This is a genomic window from Mesorhizobium sp. ES1-6 (assembly GCF_020164775.1).
GTDB lineage: Bacteria > Pseudomonadota > Alphaproteobacteria > Rhizobiales > Rhizobiaceae > Mesorhizobium.
This window is the reverse complement of sequence record NZ_JAIUGU010000005.1, coordinates 122,660-141,457: the sequence shown is the minus strand read 5'-3', so window position 1 is coordinate 141,457 and position 18,798 is coordinate 122,660. Positions and strand designations below refer to the sequence as shown.

Below are 18,798 nucleotides of genomic sequence, written 5' to 3'. Positions count from 1 at the left end.
TCGCCGTTCGGTTCCTTTAGTCATTGCTGAAACGCCCGGCAGTAGCCCTTCAGCGCGTGAGAAATATCATGTCGCCAGCAAAGGAAGCACACTCCAAGCGACAATATACCAACGGCCGCTTGGCAGGAGCTTTTGGCGGGGGCAACCGCGGTTTGCGTCCGCGCCCCGCCGCCTTCGCGGGCGTAGATCTTGGAGCCGCGCAGTTCGGCGCCTAGCGCACTTAAACCCCATTTCCAGCAATATTTATCTGGAGTGAGTCCGTAGTAAAGTATGCGAGATGCTGTTTCAGCGATTTATACGATTTCCGCGCGGAATATCTTTAAACCTGCCGGCGCGATCCCTACGTCATTCCTTGTAATGTCTATCAAGGCAACACCGATGTGACATCGCTCACGGCCACGCCTGCCCTTACCGGGGGACTCGGGACGCGCGGTCATTTTCCCATACAATGAGCAGCCCAAACGTTCGACACGCCCTTAGTGTGTCGCGCGTGTCGGTGTGCAATCTCCCCGCCTCATAGATCAACACCAACCGGGTGACCGCCGGGTGAACGAACCCGTGCGCCCCATAGGAGAGAAGAGATGGAAGCCCTACAATATCTCGGCCCGATGGAATGGATGGCTATCGAGGTGGCCGTGCTCGTCATCGTGCTGGCGATCCTGTTCTGGTGGAGCGGCGTGGTCCGCTACATCCCGAACGACAGGCTCGGCATCTTGGAAAAACTATGGAGTTTTCGCGGCTCCGTCAGCAATGGCTTCATCGCGCTCAACCGTGAGGCAGGCTACCAGCCGGAGGTCGTGCGCGGTGGCCTGCATTTCTTCATGCCGTTCCAATATTCGATGCATCGCGCCAATCTTGTCACCATCCCGCAAGGCCAGATCGGCTATGTCTTTGCACGTGATGGCAAGCCGCTGCCTCCGACGCAGACGCTTGCTTCCAACACCGAGGCCGATGATTTCCAGGATGTGCGCGGCTTTCTCGAAAAAGGCGGCCAGAAAGGACCGCAACGCAAGATCTTGCGCGAAGGCACCTATGCCATCAATCTCGCACAATTCATCGTGCTCACCGCCCAGTCGATCCATTCCGTTAACCTGAGCTCGTCGGAACAAAACCTTTTTGCCAATATGTCCAGCATGATCTCGGAGCGGGGCGGCTTTGAGCCGGTCGTCATCCATAATGCCGAGGACATGATCGGTATCGTCACCATCCATGACGGTCCGGCCCTACCGGACGGCGAGATCATCGCACCGACCGTCGCCAACGATCCGAACGACCCGAACTTCCACAACAATTTCCAGGATCCGGAGAAGTTTCTCAATGCCGGTGGCTACCGTGGCCGGCAGTTGCAGGTGCTGGCCGACGGTAGCTACTTCCTCAATCGCATTTTCGCGACCGTCGAGTTGGTCGAGAAGACTATCATTGACGTTGGCACGGTGGGTGTCGTCGTCTCCTATAATGGCCGCCACGGCACGGATATTTCCGGGCAGGCATACCGTCATGGCGAGCTGGTCGAAATCGGCGCACGCGGTGTCTGGTCAACGCCGCTGCTGCCGGGCAAGTATGCGTTCAATACCTATGCCGGCAAAATCATCACCGTGCCGACCACCAACTTCGTGCTCAAATGGACGAAGGAGCAGTTCGGCGAACACAGGCTGGACGAGAACCTGTCCGAGGTGTCGTTGATCACCAAGGATGCGTTCGAGCCCGTGCTGCCGCTGTCCGTCGTGGTGCATATAGACTATATGAAGGCGCCGCTCGTGGTGCAGCGCTTCGGTGACATCAAGCGGCTGGTCGAACAGACGCTCGATCCGATGGTCTCTGCCTACTTCAAGAATATCGCCCAGACAAAGACGCTGATCCAGCTTTTGCAGGAGCGTAGCGATATCCAGCGCAAATCGGGCGAGGAGATGCGCGAAAAATTCAATACCTACAGCCTCGAGCTGCAGGAAGTGTTGATTGGTACGCCACGTGCTGGCAACGGCCAGAACAGCATAGAGCAAATCCTGATCCAGCTGCGCGAGCGCCAGATTGCGGTCGAAAAGGTCGAGACTTACAAATTGCAGGAGAAGGCGGCCATCCAGGAACGCACGTTGCGTGAGAAGGAGGCGCTCGCCGAACAGCAAGCCAAGATCACGACTTCGGCACTTACCATCGAGATCAGTGAGAACGAGGGCAAGGCGCAACTCGCCCGCACCCGTCAGCAGGCGGAAACCATTCAGGTCACCGCCAAGGCGGAGGCCGAGAAGGTGCGCCTCGGCGGCCAGGGCGAGGCCGACATGATCAAGGCTATCGCGCTTGCCGATGCCGAACGCATCAAGGCGACCGGTTTTGCGGATGCCGAGAGGGTTCGCGCCGTCGGTCTGGCGGAGGCCGAGGCCACGCAGAAGAAGGTCGCGGCCTTCGGCGGCCCGGACTATCAGCTCAACTCGCAGGTTCTTATGCGCTTCGCCGAGGCGATCGAGAATGGCAGGCTACCGCTCGTGCCGCAGATCCAGATCGGCGCTACCGGTGGCGAGAAGGGGGCCGCCAACGGCCTTGTCGAGATGATGCTTTCGATGCTGGTTGCCGATCGGGTTGGACCGCAAATCCTACCGGATGAGGTCCCGGCACCCGTTGAGGAGGATTGATCTGATATGGGCCGGTTGTACCGGCCCATCCTCGATCTGCCGAAAACATACCGAGCTGGTTGCGGCGCCTGCAATCTAGGGCCGCCCTCGACCGTGACTCTCCACTCAGCGACCCGGCATGCCGAAAAGCGGGCTGCATCAGCCGGCTGCTGCAATACAAACATTATCTTCGATAGTGGGTGTGAAGTGGTAGCGGGAGAGGGACTTGAACCCCCGACCCCAGGATTATGATTCCCGTGCTCTAACCAACTGAGCTACCCCGCCAGGGCGGCGTCAGGCCCGAAATCCGCCTTAAATCGCAAGGCATTTCGAGGCGTTCGCCAAGGTCGGGCGGATATAAGGTTGGGAGGGCGAGGCTGTCAAGCTTCGATGCATTGGATATCGGCGCATATTCTCATTGGCGAAAAGCTTTGCCGCGCGAACAGCTGGATGCGGCCGCCGGGGTTGAGTTCGACGGGGCACGTCGCTATGTCTCGGCCACGAGTTTTTAGAGTTGACACAGATGAAGCCGCGCATTGCAGTCCTCGGTTGCGGATACTGGGGCTCCAACCACATCCGCACCCTCAAGGCGCTCGGCGCCTTGCACGCGGTTTCCGACACCAATCGTGCCCGCGCCGAAGGTTTCGCCAGCGAACAGGATTGCCTGGCGATCGAGCCGGACCAGCTGTTCGTCCGCGATGACATCGACGCCATCATCATGGCCCTGCCGCCGCAGTTCCATGCCGATCTCGCCGTGCGCGCCGTCGAGAACGGCAAGGACGTGCTGGTGGAAAAGCCGATCGCGCTGACGGTGGCCGATGCCGAGCGCTCGGTGCAGGCGGCCAAGGACAATAGGCGCGTGTTCATGGTCGGCCATGTCCTGCGCTTCCATCCCGCCTTCGAGACGCTGAAAGGGCTGATCGACAAGGGCGAGCTCGGCGAGGTCCGCTACATCCATTCGCACCGGCTGGGGCTCGGCAAGTTCCATACCGAGAACGATGCGCTCTGGGACCTGGCGCCGCATGATCTGTCGATGATCCTGGCCATCACCGGCACGGAGCCGATCGAGGTGCGCGGCGAGGGGGCGGCACTCCTCGACAATCTCAGCGATTTCGCGCATCTGCACATGCGCTTTCCCAACGGGCTGCGCAGCCATCTTTTCACCTCGCGGCTCAACCCCTATCGCGAGCGGCGGCTGACCGTGGTCGGCACCAAGGCGATGGCGGTGTTCGACGACGTCGAGCCATGGGAGCGCAAGCTTGCCGTCTACCGCCACGCGGTGTGGCAGGACAGCGGCCAGTGGGCGTTCACCACGAACGAACCGTCCTATGTCGCGGTTGCCCAGGGCATGCCGCTGACGCGCGAGTTGGAGCATTTCATCCAGTGCATCGAGACGCGCGCCGAACCGCGCACCAGCGGCGAGGAAGCGATCAGGGTGCTGCGCATCCTGACGGCGGGCACCGTCACCCACACCAAATCCTGAGACCGTTTGGAAATTCTACTCCGGCTGCGCCTATTCGGCGGCAACCTGAGCCGGCTTCGCGGCAAGCCTGCTCAACATCGCTTCGGCCTCGGCGCCGCGCTCGGAGCGCTCGATGAAGCCGCCGCCGAAGACACGGGCCTCGTTGCCATCGTCGGAATAGAGCACGCAGGCCTGTCCGGGCGCGATGCCGGATTCGCCATCGGCCAGTTCGACCGAGGTCACGCCTGCCTCGTGGCGCAGCACGGCCGGCCGTGGCGGCCTGGTCGAGCGCACCTTGGCGAACAGCTCCATGCCGCCGGCGGGCACATCGGCGAGCGCGCCGTCACCCAGCCAGTTCATGTTGCGCAGATAGATCTTGTGCGTCTCCAGCGCCTCGCGCGGGCCGACCACGACACGGGCGCGCTCGGCATCGAGATGGACGACATAGAGCGGCTCGCCGGAGGCAATGCCGATGCCACGGCGCTGGCCGATCGTGTAGCGCAGAATGCCCTCGTGGCGGCCAAGCACGCGGCCGTCGATATGGACGATGTCGCCCGGATTGGCGGCGGCCGGCTTCAGCTTGGCGATGATGTCGGAATATTTGCCATGCGGCACGAAGCAGATGTCCTGGCTGTCCTGCTTGGCGGCGACCGTCAGCCCCATCTCCTCGGCGATGGCGCGAACCTGTGGCTTCGACAGGCCGCCAAGCGGAAAGCGCAGATAGTCGATCTGCGCCTGCGTGGTGGCGAACAGGAAATAGCTCTGGTCGCGGTCGGCATCGACCGGCCGGTAAAGCGCCCGGTGGGCGCCATTGGCGCCGGAGCGGATATAGTGGCCTGTGGCCAGCGCGTCGGCGCCGAGATCCTTGGCCGTGGCCAGGAGATCGGCGAACTTGACCGTCTGGTTGCAGGACACGCACGGAATGGGCGTTTCGCCGGCGACATAGCTCTCGGCGAACGGGTCGATGACGGCCTTGCGGAAACGCTCTTCATAATCGAGCACATAATGGGGGATGCCCAGCGTCTCGGAGACGCGGCGGGCGTCGTCGATGTCCTGGCCGGCGCAGCACGACCCGGCCCGATGCGTCGCCGCGCCATGATCGTAGAGCTGCAAGGTGACGCCGACGACATCATAGCCCTCGCGCTTCAACAGCCCGGCGACCACGGATGAATCGACACCGCCCGACATGGCGACGACGATGCGGGTTTCTTCGGGACGTCTGGGAAGGTCGAGACTGTTCATGGTGCTTTCATTCCGCGGCACCTCAAATGCCAATGTCGAGAATATAGGTCAAGCTTTCCGACGGCGCCAGCTTGCACCGCGACCCGCCGCGTGTGGCGGACGCCGCGGACGAAACATTTCTCCGGGCTAAAACAGGGCTTCGAGCCCGATATTTCAAATGCCCGTGAAAAGACTAACGCGGCGTTCACGATCCTTACCTAGTCATTAGGGTCTGCTTAGGCAATTTTTAAAGCTGTGGCGGTAACGTGGCGGGGATTGGGTCTTTGAGTTTTTTGTAGAGAGTACGATGACCGATCTGGTTAGACCTAGAGTTAAGTATGTTATCGGGCCCGACGGCAGCCCTCTTACGATTGCCGATCTGCCGCCGACGAACACGCGTCGCTGGGTTATCCGGCGCAAGGCGGAGGTGGTTGCAGCCGTGCGCGGCGGACTTCTGAGCCTCGAAGAGGCATGCCAGCGCTACAAGCTGACCACGGAGGAATTCCTGTCCTGGCAGGCGTCGATCGACGAATACGGCCTTGCCGGGCTGCGCACCACGCGTATCCAGCAATACCGGCACTAGAGCCGGCCTGAACACGATCAAAGGGCGCGGCACTCCGCGCCCTTTCGTTTTGGACCTGCTGCTTCCCACGTTCAGACCGTCAGCGCCACCTTGCCGATCGGCCTGGTGGCAAGAAAGGCGTGGGCGGCACCGGCCTGGTCGAGTGGGAAGCTCTTGGCAACGTGAACGGCGAGCTTGCCTGCATCGATTGCGCGCTGCGCAAAGGCCAGCGGGGCGAACTCGCCCGCGAGCTCGAAGGGCGTCACGCCGAAGATGCTGACGCAGACGCTGCGCGTGCTGGAACGTGATGGCCTGGTGCGGCGAGAGGTCTATCCGGTCATCCCGCCGCGCGTCGAATATGAACTGACCGAGCTCGGCCAGAACCTGGCTGGACTGCTCACCCAGATCAGATCATGGGCCGAGCAGCATGCGCCCGATATCAAGGATGCGCGGGCAAGGGCGATCGTTGGAAATGAAGGGGATAGTGCAGCCTAGGTCTTACTTGCCAACAGCACACTTTGTGGCCGCCACCCTGCGCTGGTTCAATTTGTCGTCCGACGGTGGGCGTGCCGAACCGCGCCGATGTCGGCCGGTTCAGCCGATCATGGCGCTGCGGCCGCCGGTTTCGGCCTCGCGAATCTTGGTATCGCGCGATTCCAGCATTTCAGCCTTGGAAAGCTCCGCTTCAGCTTCGCCGAGTAATGATTCGGCGGCGCTTCGCTGCTGGGCGAGGTCGCCTTGCGAGTTCCTGAGATTGTCGCGGCGCAGGCGCGCCGCCTTGGCGAAGGTCGGATAGGCGAAATGGTTGATATCTGTGATGCCGGCTTTCTTTTCCTCGGCGGTGATCTGAAGCTCCAGTTCGACGGCCATGCGTTCGAACTCGGCGATCATCATGTCGAGCTGCAGCAGCTGCCGCCGCTTCTCATTCACCTGAAACTGCTTCAGTCGAACGAGGTTTTCACGTGACTTCATGATTCGGTACTCCCGGAAACGCACACCCGCACATATCGTCCAAACCACCTGGAAAGGCCCAAGCACTGCCCATGTCCACCGGCTTTCCCCGCACTATGGGAAACAAAACCCTAAAGTTTTTTGCCGGCGGTAACCATTCGTTTACGGGCATTGTTAATCATACGGGTCAGGGCTTAAGGCCGGGTAAAAATTCCGGCCGCCGAAGCGAAGCCGCCTCGATGAGTCCCTGGAGTCGCTTAGTCCAGGTTGTTAATGTGTCGCATTAGGAATTTGGGTTTGTGATTCATTATTAGATTCAAGAGGGTGTAGAAAGAGGTTAAAAAATCTGGTACCGTATTGGACGGGAAATTAGGTTTTGTTAACCATTTGATGGCAGCCTCTGCACAAGGCAACCACTGCTCCGGGGCAGGACGGGTCGTGAAATGACCCGGCAGCAGAAAAGGGGAATGAAATGCGTGTTCTGCTGATAGAAGATGACAGTGCAACCGCACAAAGCATCGAACTGATGCTGAAATCGGAAAGTTTCAATGTCTATACGACAGACCTCGGCGAAGAGGGTGTCGATCTGGGCAAGCTCTACGACTATGACATCATCCTTCTCGATCTCAACCTGCCCGACATGTCCGGCTACGAGGTCTTGAGAACGCTTCGGCTCTCCAAGGTAAAGACGCCTATCCTCATCCTCTCCGGCATGGCCGGCATCGAGGACAAGGTGCGCGGCCTTGGCTTCGGCGCCGACGACTACATGACCAAGCCGTTCCACAAGGATGAGCTGGTGGCGCGCATTCATGCCATCGTGCGCCGCTCCAAGGGCCACGCCCAGTCGGTCATCACCACGGGCGATCTGGTGGTCAACCTCGACGCCAAGACCGTCGAGGTCGGTGGCCAGCGCGTGCACCTCACCGGCAAGGAATACCAGATGCTGGAGCTGCTCTCGCTGCGCAAGGGCACCACGCTCACCAAGGAAATGTTCCTCAATCACCTCTATGGCGGCATGGACGAGCCGGAACTGAAAATCATCGACGTCTTCATCTGCAAGCTGCGCAAAAAGCTCGACGCCGCGTCCGGTGGCCAGAATTACATCGAGACCGTCTGGGGCCGCGGCTATGTGCTGCGCGAACCGGAAGACATCCGCGTCAGCGCCTGAGCGACGAACAGCGTCCGATTTCTTTCAATAAAAAACCCGGCCGCGGCCGGGTTTTTGCGTTGGACAGGCAACTATCCGGTTTCACGCAATCGCGGGCGGAACCGTTACGCACTTTTCCTGGAATTGCCCGCCAGCACCGAATCAGGCGCGATCTTCAAGGCGCGAAAGCGTTCGAGCAGCTGCGGGCGGTTGAAGGGCTTCAACAGGTAGCCTTGGGCACCGGCGCGCTTGGCCCGCATGATCGAGGCGATATCGAGCTCGACCAGCGAGATCAGGATCTGCGGCCTGATCGGGCTTTCCATGGCGCGCACGCGACGGATGAGGTCGACCGCCTGCACATCCGGCAGGGCGCCGTCGACGACGATGATGTCGGGCATGTCGGCGGCGCACATCTCCAGCGCGTCAAGTCCGCTGGCCGCCTCGATGACCATCATGTCGGAACCGCCGAGGATGCGTTTTGCAACCTTCCGGATGACGCTTGAATCGTCGACGAACATGCAGCGTTTCATATCCGGGTCCTCTTTGCCCTTGGGCGATCCGGTCGTTCTGGGCATCTGCGGTGCAGCCTAGACCGATCTGGTAAAGAAGCCGAAAAGCCGTTAGGTAAAATTTTTGCAAAGATGCCGTTCGTCGGACTTTTCCTTCGCGATGCTTCGGGGTTGCCGCGCTGGCAAAGTTCATCGCGCCCCAATTGGGCGTCAATGAAATATTTCAGATTGAAATACTTTGTTCGGTCGTGTCGCCGGTGCCGATCTCAGGCCGCTGAAAGGACAATTTCCTCAGCTGTCGCGTGGATCGAAATCGTCATGTTGGCTTCGCGGGCCAGCAGCAGCGTGTAATAAGGCTGCACCGAATGCGCGTCGATCGGCTCCTCCGGCTTGTGACCGGAATGCAGTTCGAGGAATTTCGGCGGCACGCGCAGCATCGGCCCGCTTGACGAAAGCGAAAAGCGCGGCTCGGTTTCGAGATTCTCGAGGGTCGCGACCAGCTTGCCGCCGCGCGGAATGGCGGCATTGGCGACCAGGAGCAGGTTGAGCAGCAGCTTGACCTTGTTCTTCGGCAACAGCGCGCGAGGTCCGTTCCAGACCAATTCCGGCTTTTCATTCTTGAGGAAAGCAATGGCGACGGCCTCGGCATCTCCGGTGTCGATCATCATGCCGGCCGAGCCGGCGGCGCCGAAGGCGATCCGGGCGAACTGCAACCGGGCAGAGGCGTTCTTTGCACTCTGGCGGATCAGCCGCATGGCGTCTTCGTCGGCGCCACCCTCGTCGAGCAGTTCAAGTCCGTTGTTGATCGCGCCGACCGGCGAGATGATGTCGTGGCAGACGCGACTGCACAAAAGCGCCGCCAGATCCGGAGCGGAGAGGGTGAACAGATCGGCCATCGGTGAAAATCCCTGCAAAATCCACTAGTCGTGACCGGGCGAGCTGTTATCGCGCCTGCCCACACGAATCACGTTCCAACCCGAGGCCTTCTGAATACACAGCACTCGTACGTACAGCAACAAATCCGGAATTGTCGTCGGGGCAAATGGCGTGTTCGCGCAGGCTTCCGGCCTCGCGAGACCGCCAAACAGCCTTCGAACCGCCATCTTCATGTGGAAGTTTAATGGTTGAAAAAGAATTACGGCATAGTTTGCCCCTAACAGTCATCCTTAACGGCCGCCTAAAGAGCCGTACGGATGCGAGGCGTCGGCGAAAGTGCTTCATGACGGAGATTGGAAGCATGTTTTCCCGATTCTATGACCGGAGTTTTCTCCGTGTCCTCTCAATGGCGATCACGCTCATGGGCGTTCTCGTCTTCTCGCCATCGGCCCTGCGGGCCCAGGAGTACACCGCTCAGGAGATTGTCGATTCAGGCCACAAGTTCTTCGGCGCGACATCGGGTGGGTTGGCCACCGTCGTGGAGAAGATCTTCGCCTCCTACGGCCTGCCCAATGGTTATCTGCTCGGCGAGGAAGGATCCGGCGCGCTGATCGGCGGCCTGACCTATGGCGAAGGCACGCTCTACACCAAGAATGCCGGCGATCACAAAGTGTTCTGGCAAGGCCCGTCGCTGGGCTGGGATTTCGGCGGCGAGGGCTCGCGCGTGATGATGCTGGTCTACAATCTCGACGATGTCGGCAATCTCTACAACCGCTATGGCGGTGTCGCCGGTTCGGCCTATGTGGTTGCGGGCGTCGGCTTCAACGTGCTGAAGAACAACAATGTGCTGCTGGTTCCCATCCGTACCGGCGTCGGCGCACGGCTCGGCGTCAATCTCGGCTACCTGAAACTGACCGAGCGGGCGACGTGGAACCCGTTCTGATCTGTCCGACATGATTGAAGCGCGGCATTTTTGACCGGATTGTCGAACCCGCGACCCGAATGAGCCGCGGCAAGCCCTTGCCGCGGTGCCGGATTTCCGCCATGCCAAGATGGCACGGTCCAGCCTTCCAAGTTGTCGTCGATAACGGGTAGTCCTTTGGTTCAGTCGGTCCTGTTCTTTGTCCTCGGCTTTCTCTGTGCCGGCTTTCTGGCGCTGATGGTGGCTCCGGCCGTCTGGCGGCGTGCCGTCGCCCTGACCCGCAGGCGCATCGAAGCCTCCATTCCGCTGACGCAAGCCGAGATCCAGGCCGACAAGGACCGGATCCGGGCCGAGTACGCCATGACGACGCGGCGCCTCGAAATCAACGTCAAGGCATTGCGCGGGAAGGTGGCCGAACAACTCGTCGAGATCAATCGCGGCCGCGAGGCGCTGAAGGGGCTGGCGATCGAGCGCACGGACAAGGACCGCGCGCTCGCCGAACTCGGTGCGAAGAATGACGCGCTGCGGCAGCGCGAAGAAGAACTGCATCAGCTTTCGGAGCGGCTCAAGGAAACCGAGCGAAAACTGGAAAGGCGGGCGCTCGATCTCGAAAAGCTGGAGCACATGTATGACGATGCCAGTTTTGCCTCCAGCAGCCGCCAGATCGAACTCGTGGCGCGCGAATCCGAATTGCAGAAGCTTGCCAGCGACATCGCGCTGCTGCGCGGCCAGCGCAAGGAAGCGGACCGGCGCAACCAGGAGATCGCGGCGGAAAGCAAGGCCGCGCGCGATGCCCTGAAAGCCGAGAAGAAAAGGGCCGCCGAACTCGACAAGAAGGTCGAGAGGCTGATGGCAACGCTCGCCGACCGAGAGGACAAGCTGGATCGGCGCGAAAAGGAGTTGGCGCGGTTGCGGGAAAAAGCGAAAGCCGAGGACGGCACACCGGCCCTGCGGCTGGTCGGCAAGCCCGATGAAGCGGGCCGCCATGACGAGGCCGGCATGCGCGACGACGTGGAGCGGGCAATTGCCAAGCTCGACGGCGACCGCGAACGGCTGGAGGCCAGGCTGACGGCGCTGGCGCGCGAGAACAAGCGCCTTAAGGCGGATCTCGGCGCCGTGGCATCTTCGGGTTTGACGAATGGCGGTGCCGCGCTGCGTGAGCAGATGAACGAGTTGGCGGCGGAGGTCGTCCACCTGACGGCCAAGCTCGAAGGCCCCGATTCACCAATCGCCAAGGCGCTGGCGGCACCGCAGGAGAACCGTTCGGCCGGCCACGACCGCAGCCTGGCCGACCGCGTGCGGGACCTGCAGAAGACGGAAGCCAACTGACACGGCGCGGGCTGGCCGCCCTCGCGAGGCGTCCCGGCTCACACGCCCGTCATTGCGAGAAATGATGCAAGGCAATTGCCGAGGCGGCGGCGACGTTCAAGCTGTCGAAGCCTTTCGACATGGTGATCCGCACCGTTTGCAAACGGGCGAGCAGGCTTTCGGGCAGGCCTTCTCCCTCTGTGCCGAGATAGAGCGCCAGGCGCTCGCCACGCCGTGCCTCGCCTATGTCGATCCGGCCGCGCGGTGACAGGGCGAACTGGTCATAACCCCGCCGATCAAGGTCCGCGGTGAAGTCCGCCGTGTCGTCGAAGGACGCGAAAGGGACCTTGAGCACGGCGCCAACCGAAACCCGGATCGCCTTGCGGTACAGCGGATCGCAGCATGTCGGGTCCATCAGAACCGCATCGGCGCCGAAGGCGGCGGCGTTGCGGAAGATCGAGCCCATATTGTCGTGGTTGGCGATGCCGACAAGCACGACGACCAGGGCTCGGGCGGGCAAGGCATCCAGCAATGAACCGGTCGGCTGGAGTGCCTCCTTGCGGCCGATGGCCAGGATGCCGCGATGCATGTGGAATCCGGCGATGGCGTCCATCACCTCACCGGCGACGACGTAGACCGGCAGGTCCGCCTGTGCCTTGCGCAGTATGTCCTCAAGCCCGCCAAGCCGGTTTTCCAGGATCAGGACGGATTCGGCACCGAAGCGGCTCGACGACAAAAGCAGGTCGAGCACGACCTTGCCCTCGGCGACGAAGCGGCCTTGCCGGCCGGCCAGGTCGCGCTCGCGGATATCGAAATAGGCCGCGACACGGGGATCGCGGGGGTCGTCGATGCGAATTGGGTCCATGTCCCGCTCAACAATAAAAAGCGCGGCTCGTGTGCCGGCAAAGGCACATGAGCGACGCTCCGGAAACCGTCAGCGAGGTAAACGGCCGCGGCAGTGCCCGGTCAAGTCCCGGCGCGACGCAACCTCTGCGCCATCTGGGACAGATCTTCCTTGCCGCCGCCGAAAATGCCATCCAGCATGGCGAGCAGTTCGCGCACCGCATCGGATTTGCAGGAATAGTAGATCATCTGGCGGTCGCGGCGGGTGTCCACGAGGTCGAGCGCCCGCAACTTGGCCAGGTGCTGCGAGAGGGCGGATTGGCTGAGCATCACCTTTTCGGCGATGGCGCCGACCGACATTTCACCGTCGATCAGATAGCTCATGATCAACAGCCGTTTTTCGTTGCCCATCAGCATCAGAAATTCGGCGGCCGATTCGGCGTTTGCGATTAGCTTTGTCGAGACCATTGATGCCCCATGCTGTTTGCTCATCGAGGCGCCATGGGGGCAATGGTGCCTGAATCCATAAATTCACTTGCGAAGGTGCCGACGAGTCAACACCACAGCTAAGCCTAGAACATTTCCTTCAAATCTCAAGGGTGCTTTTGATCAAATGCAATTTAGTTTCGTCTTATGTCTATGATGCGGCCCTGCCGGCCGTGGCCATTTCGACCAGAACGGGACGCAATTCCCGCGCCTTTACCAAGGGTTGTGGGAAGAATACCCGGCAAACATTGTCCCCAGACACCAGATCCATGCCATCGGGGTCGAAACCAGCTATGGTCCAGCCATGGCCTGATGCCTTGGCGAAATGACGGGCATAGACGGCGATCGCGTCGAGATGGTCCGCATTCATGTGCTCGACGGCCGACTGTTCGCTTGCCGCGAGTTCTTCGATGATGGGCCCATCGGTGATGAGATCGGGCCGTTCGAGCAGATAGGCCTTGCCGAAGCCGCCGTTGAGGCTGGCGCGTCGCGGCTCCAGGCGAAAGAATGAGAAGTCGCCGAGCCCGGCATAGAGGCTCGCCTTGGGATTGCGGTTGAGATAACGGCGCTCGGCGCGGGCATGCGGCTGCGAGCCGCGCTCCAGCCGCGACGCCTGGCAGACCAGTGTCAGCCGAGGATGCGCCAGCGGATCGCCTTTGCCGGGCTCGCCGAGCAGCAGGGAACAGCGCGGATCGGCGAGCAGGGCAGGCGTGTGCGCCGACAGCATCGACACCAGGATAAGCGGCGCGCCGTCGATGTCGGTGGCGACGCCCACCCGGCTGGCCAGTGGCGATCCGGTCTCCGGCTCCAGCACTGCCAGGGCGCCGAAGCGCGCACAGCGCAAAAGCGTCTTGGCCAACCGGATCGCCTCGGCGTCGGTCTTCCTGATTACATCTTTCTTTCGACCGTCCAAGGTTATCGCCCTGCTACGTTGATTTTCCTGTTCCATTGATCAACCAGCGATGCTGGGTCTGGCGAAGGCAGGTGCCCACACATGTGATGCCTTACCTCGGCGCCATACGGATGGCGCCGTCGAGGCGGATGGTCTCGCCGTTCAGCATCTGGTTTTCGACGATGTGCAGGGCAAGTGCCGCATATTCGGATGGTTCGCCGAGGCGTGACGGGAAGGGCACTGCGGCGCCCAGCGAGTCCTGCACGTCCTGCGGCATGCCTGCCATCATCGGCGTCTTGAAGATGCCGGGCGCGATGGTGCAGACCCTGATGCCGGACCGGGCGAGATCACGCGCCACCGGCAGCGTCATGCCGACGACGCCCCCCTTGGAGGCGGAATAGGCGGCCTGGCCGATCTGGCCGTCATAGGCGGCGACCGAGGCGGTGTTGACGATGACGCCGCGCTCGCCGCCCTGCAGCGGCTCGAGTTTGGCGGCGCGGTCGGCAACAAGGCGGATCATGTTGAACGTGCCGATCAGATTGACCTCGATCACCTTGCGGTACTCTTCGAGCGGATGGGGACCATCCTTGCCGATCGTCTTCACGCCGATGGCAATGCCGGCGCAATTGACCAGGATGCGCGGCTCGCCAAGCTTGGCGGCGACCTCGGCCAGTGCGGCGGCGCCGCTGTCGGCACTCGCGACGTCGCACTGGACGGCGATGCCGCCGATTTCCGCCGCGACCTTGGCAGCGCGCTCGATGCCGACGTCGAAGATGGCGACGCGCGCCCCCTTGGCGGCAAGCGCGCGCGCCGTTGCCTCGCCAAGTCCGGAGCCGCCGCCGGTCACGATCACGATCTGGCCGTTGGGATTCATGGCGTCATCCTTTTCTTGAAAACGGGCTTCTTATGAGAACCGGCTTTTGCGTGAGCCAGGATCAGGCCCGGATCGACGGACAAGGTCAAGGTCCGCTCGCCGTCTTGAGGAAACGGCGAACCGCGGAAAACCGCTCATAATTTCGTGGAGCCGCCCTAGGCGTGCTCGACGATCCTGGCCTGGCTGGCGTGGCCGACTTCGCCCGAAAGCCTGGCCACGGCGCCCGGCGTGATCTCGTGCGAGAGCAAGCGGTCGAGGTCGACAGGCCGCGGCATCGAAATCTGGCCGCGCGGGATGCGCTTGAAGCCGAGCGGCCCGTAATAGGGCTCGTCACCAACCAGGATGACGGCGGGCGCGCCGGCCTTGGCGGCTGCCTCCAGTGCGATCGCCACCAGCCGGCGGCCAATGCCGAGATTCTTGAAAGCGGGCCGCACCGCGAGCGGCCCGAGCATCAGCGCCCGGCCGGCACCGGCGGCAATGCGCGTCATGCGCACCGAGGCGACGACGAGGTCGCCGTCGACCGCGACAAAGGAAAGGGAGCGCTCGTGGCCGCCGGCCTCGCGGATCTTGTAGGCGGCCAGCACGAAACGGCCGGGTCCGAAGGCTTCGTCATTGATGGCTTCGATTTCAGGGTCGTGCGCCGGGGTTTCCGGCAGGTACTTCACGTCGGCCAGGTCTTTCACGTCGGCAAGGCTCATGGTCTTTGCGTTCCGGTAGAGGAGGAAAGGTTGCTGCAAACGGCAGCATTCGCCAGTCAGCGCTTCATCAAGCGCGGGCGCCCTTTCGTCGTCGGTCAAACCGGATCAAAGCAAAGTCGAACATGCGGAATGTCCGCTAGCATCAATTTGGCGCCGCCGCAATCGACCCGTTCGCTGGCCCTACCGATTGACGATCTGTTCAGTCCTGAATGATTCCGCAGTGCCGCATCGCGCTCTACATGAGGTGGAAACGCGAAAGGATATTCCATGGGATTGCTGGTCGACGGCAAATGGCAAGACCGCTGGTATGACACCAAGGACAGCGGTGGCAAGTTCGTGCGGCCGCAATCGCAGTGGCGCGATTGGGTCACGCGAGACGGCGCACCGGCGCAAGGCCGCGGCCGAGGCTTCAAGGCGGAGCCCGGCCGCTATCACCTTTATGTTTCGCTCGCTTGTCCCTGGGCGCACCGGACGCTGATCTTTCGCGCGTTGAAGAGGCTCGAAGGCGTCATCTCCGTCTCGATCGTGCATTATTTCCTGGGTGCCAATGGCTGGACGTTTGTCGCCGACGACGGCGCCACCGGCGACACGCTCCATGGGCTCGACTTCCTGCACCAGATCTACACCAGGGCGGACTCCTCCTATTCAGGACGGGTGACGGTGCCGGTGCTTTGGGACAAAAAGGAACAGACCATCGTCTCCAACGAATCCTCCGAAATCATCCGGATGCTCAACTCGGCCTTCGATCAGTGGGGCGATGCCGGCCTCGATTTCTATCCCCAGGCACTGCGCGGCGAGATCGACGCGATCAATGCGCTGGTCTATCCTTCCGTCAACAACGGCGTCTACCGCGCCGGCTTCGCCACCACGCAGGCGGCCTATGAAGAAGCCTTCGGCGAGCTGTTTTCGACGCTCGATGGGCTGGAGGATCGCCTGTCCAGGCAACGCTATCTCGTGGGTGACCGCATCACCGAGGCCGACTGGCGGCTGTTCACCACGCTGGTGCGCTTCGACCCGGTCTATGTCGGCCATTTCAAATGCAACCTGCGCCGCATCGCCGATTATCCGAACCTGTCGAACTATCTGCGCGACCTCTATCAGGTGCCCGGTGTGGCGGGGACGGTGAACCTGTATCACATCAAGGCGCATTATTACCGCAGCCACGAAACGATCAATCCGACGCGGATCGTGCCGGTGGGACCGGAGCTCGACTATGGCGCACCGCATGACCGGGCGAAGTTCGCGAGGGCGGCGGCCTGATCTACCAATAGGGCGATGCCGGCACGCTGCCGAAAACCTCGGCAATCCGCCGCAGCGTTGCCGGCGTCGTCCCCTGCGGCAAGCGGTCGAGAGGAAAGAAGCCGGCCTCGGCGATTTCATGGTCGGGCAGCTTCGGCGCGGTCTGGCTAAAACTTTCGACGAGATAGAAGCCGACATGGTCGCGCCGGCTGGCGCGGCGGTTGAAATGCATCGATTTGAGAACCGGCGCGTCCGCGAGATGGATGTTGCCCTCCTCGGCCAGTTCGCGCGCCAGCGCCTCGGCCATCGTCTCGCCAACCTCGACGCCACCGCCGGGAAGCTGCCAGCCGGGCACATAGGTGTGGCGGATGAGGAAGACGGAATTGGACGCGGCATCGTGGATCAGACCGCGCACGCCCAGCGTCATCGGCCGCCGCAGCACGAAATAGAGATGGAACAGCCGGGCCCTCAAGCCCGCCCAGCCGGTCTGGCGGAACGCGGCTTCGTCATCGGTCGACATCAAGAGCGAAACCGTGGGTGGAAAGGCGCGTGCGCGTCGCCTATGAAAGAGGAATGTTCAGGCTCGCGCATATTTCCGATGTCCATCTGGGGCCGCTTCCCGATGTATCCTATCGCGATCTCGCGTCCAAGCGCGTGCTCGGTTATGTGAACTGGCAGCGCAACCGACGCCGGCACATGCACGATGCCGTCATCGACGCCATCACCGCCGACATCAAGGCGCAGAACCCGGACCATCTCGCCGTCACCGGCGACCTCGTCAACCTGGCGCTCGACGGCGAGATCGAGATGGCAAAACACTGGCTCGAGACGCTGGGGTCGCCGCATGACGTTTCGGTCGTGCCGGGAAACCATGATGCCTATGTGCCGGGCGCCTTCGACAAGGTCTGCCGGTCGTGGGCGGCGTGGATGAGCGGCGACGGCGTCAACACCCCGGTCGACCGCAACGCCTTCCCCTATCTGCGCGTGCGCGGCGATGTCGCGCTGATCGGGGTCTCGACGGCGCGCGCCACGGCGCCCTTCATGGCCAATGGCTTCTTCATGGAAGGGCAGGCGGAAAGGCTAGGCAAGATCCTCGAGAGCACGGCCAGGCAAGGGCTGTTCCGGACGATCATGATCCATCATCCGCCGGTGCGCGGCGCGGTCTCCCAGCACAAGCGGCTGTTCGGCATCGCCCGCTTCCACAAGATCATCCGCCGCCATGGAGCCGAACTCGTGCTGCATGGCCATTCGCATCTGCCATCGCTGTTCCAGATCGGGCAGCGCGGTGCGAAGGTTCCGGTGGTCGGTGTCGCGGCCGCCGGCCAGGCGCCGGGCGGCAATCACCCGGCAGCGCAGTACAATCTCATCGACATCGACGGCGAAAAGGGAAACTGGCGCATCCGCCTGACGCGGCGCGGCCTGACCGGGCCGTCCATACCGCCTACCGATCTGCAGAGCCTGGAACTCGGTGTGGAGGCCGGCGCGGCTACGGCCGCCAGTTGACAAGCATGGCCGCGATGCGGTCCCAGAGCAGCGCGGCCGATACGGCGAGGCCGACCAGTGCGCCGGCGGCGACCAGGCCAAGGCCGGACAGGAAGGCCGACCAGCCTTTGCCCGGCGTCGAGGCTCGCAGGGGCGGTTCGGCTTCCGCGACCTCGGCGCGCTTCATGCCGGCGACCGCAGGCTCGACACCGCCTTCCATCATCCTGCGGCGCTCGACGATGCGCTCCGCGACATAACGCGTCACGGAATCGGCGACCGGCTTCATCTCGGTCGATTCGGCAAGCACGACGCGGCCAATGCGGGTGTCCTTGAGGAAGCGGTAGGTGCGGCGGTCGCGTCCCATCGCGACATGGCTGACGGCGTCGATCCACAGGCGCGGTTGCAGGCCCGAGGAGACGACAAAGTCGAAATTGTCCATGTCGGCCGGAACATCGGCGAAGACGGGCGCGAGCTCCGCGGCCAGGAGGTCGAGGCGCATGCGGTGCGCCTCGCGCATGTCGACGACGACATCGTCGCGGTCGGCGAAGGCATTCTTCACGTCGCGGATGGCATCGGACAGTTTGCTTGACGGATCGATCTTCTCGCCTGCGTCCTTCATCGGCGTCTGCCTCGCGGGGTTGGTTAACACGCAGTTAACACAGCCGCCGGCAAAATGCACTGGCGAGATCAGGTGGCAAGGCGCCTGGGCGGTACCGCGCT

At 62.3% G+C, this 18,798-nt stretch carries 21 protein-coding genes and 1 tRNA gene; 9 read left to right on the top strand and 13 right to left on the bottom strand.

Annotation, left to right across the window (positions count from 1 at the left end; translation table 11 throughout):
• Positions 1-581 precede the first annotated feature (581 nt).
• Positions 582-2,627 (top strand): SPFH domain-containing protein, encoded by a 2,046-nt coding sequence (locus LB564_RS15275; RefSeq protein ID WP_224538904.1) that lies wholly within the window; start codon positions 582-584, stop codon positions 2,625-2,627.
• 187 nt (positions 2,628-2,814) lie between these two features.
• On the opposite strand, the gene LB564_RS15270 is transcribed toward LB564_RS15275, so the two are convergent.
• Positions 2,815-2,891, bottom strand: a tRNA-Met gene (locus LB564_RS15270).
• 238 nt (positions 2,892-3,129) lie between these two features.
• Between LB564_RS15270 and LB564_RS15265 the strand changes: the two genes are divergently transcribed.
• On the top strand, positions 3,130-4,089 hold the full coding sequence (locus tag LB564_RS15265) for a Gfo/Idh/MocA family protein (protein WP_224539220.1): 960 nt from the start codon (positions 3,130-3,132) through the stop codon (positions 4,087-4,089).
• A 30-nt stretch (positions 4,090-4,119) separates the two neighbouring features.
• Here the strand turns inward: LB564_RS15265 and mnmA are convergent, their stop codons facing one another.
• Entirely contained in the window at positions 4,120-5,310 is a 1,191-nt protein-coding gene (gene mnmA / locus LB564_RS15260) for a tRNA 2-thiouridine(34) synthase MnmA (protein ID WP_224538902.1), read from the bottom strand.
• Positions 5,311-5,596: 286 nt separating this feature from the next.
• Here mnmA and LB564_RS15255 point away from each other — a divergent pair, with 286 nt between their 5' ends.
• A complete protein-coding gene (locus LB564_RS15255; RefSeq protein ID WP_006203587.1) occupies positions 5,597-5,872 on the top strand; it encodes a DUF1153 domain-containing protein in 276 nt (91 codons plus the stop codon).
• A 71-nt stretch (positions 5,873-5,943) separates the two neighbouring features.
• Here LB564_RS15255 and LB564_RS15250 read toward each other — a convergent pair whose 3' ends face one another.
• Complete coding sequence (locus LB564_RS15250) at positions 5,944-6,117, bottom strand: zinc-binding dehydrogenase (RefSeq protein ID WP_318012806.1); 174 nt, start codon at positions 6,115-6,117, stop codon at positions 5,944-5,946.
• A gap of 7 nt (positions 6,118-6,124) precedes the next feature.
• Here LB564_RS15250 and LB564_RS15245 point away from each other — a divergent pair, with 7 nt between their 5' ends.
• Entirely contained in the window at positions 6,125-6,346 is a 222-nt protein-coding gene (locus LB564_RS15245; RefSeq protein WP_224538901.1) for a winged helix-turn-helix transcriptional regulator, read from the top strand.
• A gap of 99 nt (positions 6,347-6,445) precedes the next feature.
• Here the strand turns inward: LB564_RS15245 and LB564_RS15240 are convergent, their stop codons facing one another.
• Positions 6,446-6,823: a flagellar export protein FliJ gene (locus LB564_RS15240; protein ID WP_140705050.1), complete on the bottom strand. Its 378-nt coding sequence runs from the start codon at positions 6,821-6,823 to the stop codon at positions 6,446-6,448.
• 451 nt (positions 6,824-7,274) lie between these two features.
• On the opposite strand from LB564_RS15240, the gene ctrA reads away from it, so the two are divergent.
• Entirely contained in the window at positions 7,275-7,970 is a 696-nt protein-coding gene (gene ctrA, locus LB564_RS15235; protein WP_006203583.1) for a response regulator transcription factor CtrA, read from the top strand.
• A gap of 104 nt (positions 7,971-8,074) precedes the next feature.
• Here the strand turns inward: ctrA and LB564_RS15230 are convergent, their stop codons facing one another.
• Both LB564_RS15230 and chpT read right to left on the bottom strand, forming a co-directional pair.
• Positions 8,075-8,479, bottom strand: coding sequence for a PleD family two-component system response regulator (locus LB564_RS15230; RefSeq protein WP_140704664.1), 405 nt, complete (start codon positions 8,477-8,479; stop codon positions 8,075-8,077).
• 245 nt (positions 8,480-8,724) lie between these two features.
• Complete coding sequence (gene chpT, locus LB564_RS15225; protein ID WP_140704666.1) at positions 8,725-9,354, bottom strand: histidine phosphotransferase ChpT; 630 nt, start codon at positions 9,352-9,354, stop codon at positions 8,725-8,727.
• A 386-nt stretch (positions 9,355-9,740) separates the two neighbouring features.
• Here chpT and LB564_RS15220 point away from each other — a divergent pair, with 386 nt between their 5' ends.
• Positions 9,741-10,277 carry a DUF1134 domain-containing protein gene (locus LB564_RS15220; RefSeq protein ID WP_224538899.1) on the top strand — a complete coding sequence of 179 codons (537 nt, stop codon included), beginning with the start codon at positions 9,741-9,743 and terminating at the stop codon, positions 10,275-10,277.
• 156 nt (positions 10,278-10,433) lie between these two features.
• Positions 10,434-11,585 carry a hypothetical protein gene (locus LB564_RS15215; RefSeq protein ID WP_224538898.1) on the top strand — a complete coding sequence of 384 codons (1,152 nt, stop codon included), beginning with the start codon at positions 10,434-10,436 and terminating at the stop codon, positions 11,583-11,585.
• Positions 11,586-11,634: 49 nt separating this feature from the next.
• On the opposite strand, the gene LB564_RS15210 is transcribed toward LB564_RS15215, so the two are convergent.
• The 5 genes from LB564_RS15210 to LB564_RS15190 form a co-directional block, all read right to left on the bottom strand.
• Positions 11,635-12,429: a TrmH family RNA methyltransferase gene (locus tag LB564_RS15210; protein ID WP_224538896.1), complete on the bottom strand. Its 795-nt coding sequence runs from the start codon at positions 12,427-12,429 to the stop codon at positions 11,635-11,637.
• Between the two features lie 101 nt (positions 12,430-12,530).
• Positions 12,531-12,875, bottom strand: a complete 345-nt coding sequence (locus LB564_RS15205; RefSeq protein WP_140704674.1) for an ArsR/SmtB family transcription factor — start codon at positions 12,873-12,875, stop codon at positions 12,531-12,533.
• 169 nt (positions 12,876-13,044) lie between these two features.
• Positions 13,045-13,842, bottom strand: coding sequence for a HugZ family protein (locus LB564_RS15200; protein WP_224538893.1), 798 nt, complete (start codon positions 13,840-13,842; stop codon positions 13,045-13,047).
• Positions 13,843-13,897: 55 nt separating this feature from the next.
• On the bottom strand, positions 13,898-14,659 hold the full coding sequence (locus LB564_RS15195; RefSeq protein ID WP_224538890.1) for a 3-hydroxyacyl-CoA dehydrogenase: 762 nt from the start codon (positions 14,657-14,659) through the stop codon (positions 13,898-13,900).
• Between the two features lie 155 nt (positions 14,660-14,814).
• Positions 14,815-15,357: a GNAT family N-acetyltransferase gene (locus LB564_RS15190; protein WP_140704680.1), complete on the bottom strand. Its 543-nt coding sequence runs from the start codon at positions 15,355-15,357 to the stop codon at positions 14,815-14,817.
• Between the two features lie 267 nt (positions 15,358-15,624).
• On the opposite strand from LB564_RS15190, the gene LB564_RS15185 reads away from it, so the two are divergent.
• A complete protein-coding gene (locus LB564_RS15185; protein WP_224538888.1) occupies positions 15,625-16,617 on the top strand; it encodes a glutathione S-transferase family protein in 993 nt (330 codons plus the stop codon).
• Between the two features lies 1 nt (position 16,618).
• On the opposite strand, the gene LB564_RS15180 is transcribed toward LB564_RS15185, so the two are convergent.
• A complete protein-coding gene (locus tag LB564_RS15180) occupies positions 16,619-17,116 on the bottom strand; it encodes an NUDIX domain-containing protein (protein WP_224538886.1) in 498 nt (165 codons plus the stop codon).
• Positions 17,117-17,169: 53 nt separating this feature from the next.
• On the opposite strand from LB564_RS15180, the gene LB564_RS15175 reads away from it, so the two are divergent.
• On the top strand, positions 17,170-18,099 hold the full coding sequence (locus LB564_RS15175) for a metallophosphoesterase family protein (protein ID WP_224538884.1): 930 nt from the start codon (positions 17,170-17,172) through the stop codon (positions 18,097-18,099).
• On the opposite strand, the gene LB564_RS15170 is transcribed toward LB564_RS15175, so the two are convergent.
• Positions 18,083-18,697 (bottom strand): hypothetical protein, encoded by a 615-nt coding sequence (locus tag LB564_RS15170; protein ID WP_140704688.1) that lies wholly within the window; start codon positions 18,695-18,697, stop codon positions 18,083-18,085. The genes LB564_RS15175 and LB564_RS15170 overlap by 17 nt on opposite strands.
• Positions 18,698-18,798: the final 101 nt, after the last annotated feature.